This window comes from Pseudomonas sp. 1176_21 (assembly GCF_052850635.1).
On record NZ_VXCV01000021.1, the window covers coordinates 1 to 6345 of the forward strand.

The 6345-nt window shown below is 67.0% G+C and carries 2 protein-coding genes; both read right to left on the minus strand.

Features of this window, described 5'->3' with window-relative positions:
• On the minus strand, positions 1 to 5998 hold a 5998-nt coding region (locus FW760_RS25805; RefSeq protein WP_446444096.1), incomplete at its 3' end, for an amino acid adenylation domain-containing protein.
• Positions 5999 to 6012: 14 nt separating this feature from the next.
• On the minus strand, positions 6013 to 6345 hold a 333-nt coding region (locus tag FW760_RS25810), incomplete at its 5' end, for a phosphopantetheine-binding protein (RefSeq protein ID WP_446444097.1).

Below are 6345 nucleotides of genomic sequence, written 5' to 3' on the forward strand. Positions count from 1 at the left end.
CGGCCAGCACCTCGCGCTGCTCGGCCTGCTCCATCAGCGCCAATGTGCCCAGGGGCCGATCAGCCGCCGAGGGCATGGCCAGCAGCAGGTGGCCCAGCTGCGCGGCGATCTGCTCGATCGTGGCCGGTGCGAAGTGCGCCAGGTCGTAGCTCATGTGCAACGACAGTTCGTCGCCAAGCCCCACGGCCAGGGTCAACGGGTAGTTGGTCTGTTCGTGCTGCTCCATCGCGCCGAAGCGCAGGCCCTCTGGCGCCGCCTGCTCCAGCACCTCGGCCACCGGGTAGTTCTCGAACACCAGGATATTGTCGAACAGCGCCTCACCGCCCTTGCCGGCCCAGCGCTGCACTTCGAATAGCGGTGTGTGCTCATGCTCGCGCAGGCTCAGGTTCTGTGCCTGGACCTGCTGCAGCCACTGGCCGACCGTCAGCTCCGGGCGCGGGCTGGCGACCACCGGCAAGGTGTTGATGAACAGCCCGATATGCTGCTCGACCCCCTTGAGCTCGGCTGGGCGCCCCGCCACCGTGGCGCCGAAGGCCACGCATGCTTGCCCGGTATAGCGTTGCAACAGCAACAGCCAGGCCGCCTGCAGCAGGGTATTGACGGTGACTTTCTGTTCACGGGCAAAGCGTTGCAGGCGCCCGGTGTCGGCGGCCTTCAGGGTCAGGTAGTGATTGGCATAGCCATCGCCGGCAGGCGTCGATACCCGGGCCAGGCGTGTCGGCTCCTGCAAGTCGCGCAACTGCTCGCCCCAGAAGGCTTCGCTGCGCTGACGGTCCTGGCGCTGCAACCAGGCGATGTAGTCGCTGTAGTTGCCAACGGCGACCTGCGGTGCCTGCCCGCAATAGCGTTGCAGCACCTCGCCCAGCAACTGCGAATTGCTCCAGCCATCCATCAGGATGTGGTGGTGGGTATAGATCAGGTGGTAGCGCTGCGCCCCGCTCTGCACCAGGTGCAGGCGCAACAGCGGCGCGTGGCCCAGCTCGAAGCCGCGGCGGCGCTCGTTGCCAGCCAGCGCGGCCACCGCCTGTGCCAGGTCGTCGCGCTCACGCCAGTCGTGCACCTCGAAACTCAGCGTGGCCTGGCGCAGCACCGCCTGCAACGGCTGCAGCAGCGGCGGCTGCCAGAGAAATGCGGTACGCAGGATGTCGTGCGCGTCCACCGCATCCTGCCAGGCGCGGGCAAAGCGCACGGGGTCGAGCCCGTCGATCTCCAGGCTCATCTGCGTGATGTAGTCGGCACTGTCCTGCTGGTACAGGCTGTGGAACAGCATGCCTTGCTGCATCGGCGACAGCGGGTAGAGGTCCTTGAGGGTAGGCGCGGCAATCGGCAAGGCATCCAGCTGGGCCTGCTCGAGTCCCGCCAGCGGGAAGTCCGACGGCGTCACGCCACCGGCCTCGGGGCTGCAGCAATGCGCGATCAGCAGGCACAGTTCGTGGCCATAAGCATCGGCCAGGCGCTGCACGCTGGCGGTATCGAACATGGCGCGGCTGAAGGTCCAGTTCAGTTCCAGCTCGCCCTTGTAGACCTGGCCATTGATGCTCAGCCAGTTGTCCAGCGGCGCCTCGGCGCTTTGCGGGTTGCCGGCCGCATCGCCGCAGGGCGTGAACAACGCGGTGGCGTCGGCGAAGCTGGCATCGAACTGGCCCAGGTAGTTGAAGGTGATGCGCGGCGTCGGCAGCTCGCCCAGCGCACGGCGCGCCGCCTCGTCGCCCAGGTAGCGCAGGGCGCCGAAGCCGATGCCCTTGTCGGGGATGGCGCGCAGCTGCTGCTTGATTGCCTTGATCGAGTCACCCAGGCCTGCGGCCGGGGTCAGCTTGAGCGGGAACACGCTGGTGAACCAGCCCACGGTGCGGGTCAGGTCCTGGTCCTCGAACAGCTCCTCGCGGCCATGCCCTTCCAGTTGCAGCGCCACTGCCGGGGCCTGCGTCCAGCGGGTCAGCACCCGGGCCAGCGCGGTCAGCAGCAGGTCGTTGACCTGGGTGCGGTAGGCGGCGGGCGCTTGCTGCAGCAACTGACGGGTCTGCGCCAGGTCCAGGCGCGTACTGACACTGGCAGCCTGGCGGTTGCTCAGGTCGCCTTGCGGGTGCTCGCACGGTAACGCCAGCGCCACCCCCTGCAACTGGTGCTGCCAGTAATCCAGCTGGGCCTGCACCGCTTCACTGCGCGCATGCTGCTGGAGCCACTGCGCCCAGCGTCTGATCGATGTGGTCCTGGGCGGCAGCTGCACGGCCTGCCCGTCACGCAAGGCGGCGTAGGCCTGTTGCAGGTCCTCGAACAGGATGCGCCACGATACGCCGTCCACCGCCAGGTGATGGATCACCAGCAGCAGGCGCTGCTCGCCCTGCGCCAGGTCGACCAGCAGGCCGCGCAACAGCGGGCCATGCTGCAGGTCCAGGCTGGCCTGCGCGGCCTCGCCCAAACTGTCGAGTTCGTGCAGCGACGCCGCCTCGCGATGCCACAGCAGCGCCGTGCCCGGCTCGGCGACGGCGTGGGCGTGCCAGCCGTCGGCCCGCTGCTCGAAGCGCAGGCGCAGCGCATCGTGATGCGCGACCACCGCCTGCAAGGCACGCTCGAGCAGCGACGCGTCGAGTGCCTGCGACGGCTTGAGCAGCACCGATTGGTTCCAGTGGTGACGCTGCACCTGCACACTGTCGAAGAACAGCTGCTGCATCGGCAGCAGCGGTGTCGGGCCGACCAGTGCTACCTGTTCCGGCGCGGTGCCGGCGGTGCCGACCTGCGCCACCGTGGCCAGGCTTTGCACGGTCTGGTGCTGGAACAGATCCTTGGGGCTGATACGGATGCCCGCCTGACGTGCACGGCTGACCACCTGGATCGAGATGATCGAATCCCCACCAAGCTCAAAGAAGTTATCGGTCAGGCCTACCTGCTCGAGCTTGAGCACGTCCTGCCAGATGCTCGCCAGGCGCTGTTCCAGATCGCTCTGCGGGGCCACGTAGACGCTCTGCAGCAAGCTGGCATCGGGTTGCGGCAGGGCCTTGCGATCGAGTTTGCCGTTGCTGGTCAACGGCAACTGCTCGAGCAACAGCAGGTGCGCCGGCACCATGTGCTCGGGCAGGTCCTCGCGCAGCTGCGCCTTCAGCGCCTCGCGCAGTTCGCCCGGGTCGATGCCCGGCGTGCGCGGCACCACGTAGCCGACCAGTTGCGCGCCACTGGCCCCCGCCTGGGCCAGCACCACGGCCTGGCGCACCTGCGACAGTGCCTGCAGCCTGGCCTCGATCTCGCCCAGCTCGATACGGAAGCCACGGATCTTGACCTGATGGTCGATGCGCCCGATGTACTCGATCACCCCGTCGGCGCGATAGCGGGCCAGGTCGCCGGTGCGATACAGGCGCTCGCCCGCAGCGCCGAACGGGTCGGGGACAAAGCGCGTGGCCGTCAGGTCGCCGCGATTGAGGTAACCACGCGCCAGACCCGCCTGGCCGATGTACAACTCACCGATGCAGCCCCTGGCCACCGGGTTGAGCGCGCGGTCGAGCAGGTACCAGGACAGGTCCGGGATCGCCTCGCCGATCGGGCTGCCGGCCTCCCCCGCCAGGTCTGCCAGGCGCAGCGGACGGTAGCTCACATGTACCGTGGTTTCGGTGATGCCGTACATGTTGGTCAATTGCGGCTGCCGGTCGCCAAAGCGCTCGAACCACGGGCGCAGGCTCTTCACCTCCAGCGCCTCGCCACCGAACACCACGTGGCGCAAGGCGTTGCGTGCGCCGGCATGCTCGGGCGCACAGGCCACCTGCATCAACTGACTGAAGGCCGAAGGGGTCTGGTTGAGTACCGTGACACCCTCCTTGAGCAGCAAGGCATGAAAGTCCTCCGGCGAGCGGCTGACATCATGTGGCACCACCACCAGGCGCCCGCCATACAGCAACGCGCCGAAGATCTCCCACACCGAGAAGTCGAAGGCGTAGGAATGGAACAGGCTCCACACATCGTCCGGGCCGAACGCGAACCAGTGCTCGGTGGCGGCGAACAGGCGCAGCACGTTGTGATGGGCAAGCAAGGTGCCCTTGGGCTTGCCGGTGGAGCCCGAGGTATAGATCACGTAGGCCAGGTTGGCCGGGGTCAGCACCACCTGTGGATTGTGCGGGCTGTAGCCGCTTGTATCGTCACTCAGCAACAGGCACTGCACACCGCCGTCAAGCGGCAACTGCGCCAGCAGCGATGGCTGGGTCAGCAGCAGACCGATGCCGCTGTCCTCGATCATGTAGGCCAGGCGTTCGCTCGGGTAGGCAGGGTCCAGCGGCACATAGGCACCGCCGGCCTTGAGGATGGCCAGCAGCCCCACCAGCATCTCCAGGCTGCGCTCGACCGCCAGGCCGACCCGCACATCGGCGCCCACGCCCTGTTCGATCAGGCGGTGGGCCAGACGGTTGGCACGCTCGTTGAGTTCGCCATAGCTGAGCCGGGCCTCGCCGCAGCACAGCGCAATCGCCTGCGGCGTCCGCTCGACCTGGGCCTCGATCATCTGGTGCAGGCACTGTGTGACCGGGAACGCACGGGGCTGGCCATTCCACTGGCGCAGGGTTGCCTGCTGCTCGGCCGGGCCCAGCAAGGGCAACTCGTCGATGCGCCCGGCCGGGTTGGCGAGGATCGCCTGCAACAGGTTCAGCCAGTGCCGGCCCATGCGCGCGGCGGTGCTTGCCTCGAACAGGTCGGTGGCGTAGGTCAGCGCTGCCGCCAGGCCTTCAGGGTTGTCGTAGGTGTTGAGGGTCAGGTCGAACTGCGCGGTGGGGTTGTCCCAGTGCAGCGGCGCCAGGGTCAGGCCCGGCAGTTGCGCCGCCGGGTTGCCCTGGGCCTCGCCCTGGTGGTTGTACATCACCTGGAACAGCGCGTTATGGCTCAGGTTGCGCTGCGGCTGCAACGCGTCCACCAGTTGCTCGAAGGGCAGGTCCTGGTGGTCCTGCGCAGCCAGCACGCACTGGCGTACCTGCTGCAACAGCGCGCGAAACGTCAGGGGCGCATCGAACTGCGCCTTGAGGATCTGCGTATTGACGAAGAACCCGATCAGGCCTTCGGTCTCGACCCGGTTGCGGTTGGCCACCGGCACGCCCACGCGAATGTCGGGCTGGCCGCTGTAGCGGTGCAGCAGGGTCTGGAACGAAGCCAGCAGCAGCATGAACAGGGACACGCCCTCGGCCTGGGCCAGGCGCTTGAGCCCTGCACCCAGTTCGACGGGCAACTCGATACCCAGTTGCGCGCCCCTGAAACTCTGCTCGGCCGGACGTGTGCGGTCCAGGGGAAGCTCCAGCACCGGCTGCTCCCCCCCCAGTTGCGCGGTCCAGTAGGCCAGTTGGCGGTCACGTTCGCCGGCCTCCATCCATTGGCGCTGCCACAAGGCGTAGTCGGCATACTGGATCTTCAGGGCGGGCAGCTCCAGGGTCCGGCCCTGGCTATGTGCGGCATACAGGCGCATCAGTTCGTCGACCATGATCTGCATCGACCAGCCGTCGGAAACGATATGGTGCTGCACGATCACCAGCACATGCTGCGTCGCACTCACCTGCAGCAGCGTGGCACGCACCAGCGGGCCCTGCTGCAGGTCGAACAGGCTGCGCGTCTGCGCCTCGACGAAGGCCTTGATTGCCGCCGCGTCGGCATTGGCCAGGGTCGCCCGGCCAAGGCTGAACGGCACGTGCTCGGCAATCTGCTGCAGGGTCTGCTCGGCGTGCTGGACAAAGGTGGTGCGCAGCGCTTCATGACGCTCCAGCAGCGCTGCAAAGCTGCGCTCCAGGGCCTCGACGTTCAGATCGCCGTCCAGCGACAGCGCGCTGGACAGGTGATAGGCCGCGCTACCGGGGTCCAGCTGCCAGAGGAACCACTGGCGTTCCTGGGCGTACGACAGCAACAGCGGCTCTTCGGGTTTTCGCTTGAATACCGGGGCAATGCCAAAAAGGTTGATGCCCTTCTGTTTGAGCATTATCGCCAAGGCCTTGCGCTCCCTTGGTGACAGCTCGCCCACCGCCCCGATCAATTCTTGCACGCCACTACTCCTGGTTATGAAATCAGCTTCTCGAGCTCTTCAGCTGATAAACGTTTGAGGGCAGCCAAAGATTTAGCCAATTCGTCCTCCACCGGCTGGGTGTCGACCTGCAAGGCTTGCACGCTGGCGCTGAACGCCAGCAGATCCTCGGCAATGAACAGGTCCTTGAGCGGTACCTCCAGTCCCAGCTGCTCGCGCAGGCGCACGATCACCTGGGTGGCCAGCAGCGAGTGCCCCCCGAGCTCGAAGAAGCTGTCGGCCAGGCCGACCTGCGCGCAGCCCAGCACCTGCTGCCAGATGGCGGCGATGCGCTGCTGCAGCTCGGTCTGCGGCGCCAGATACTCACG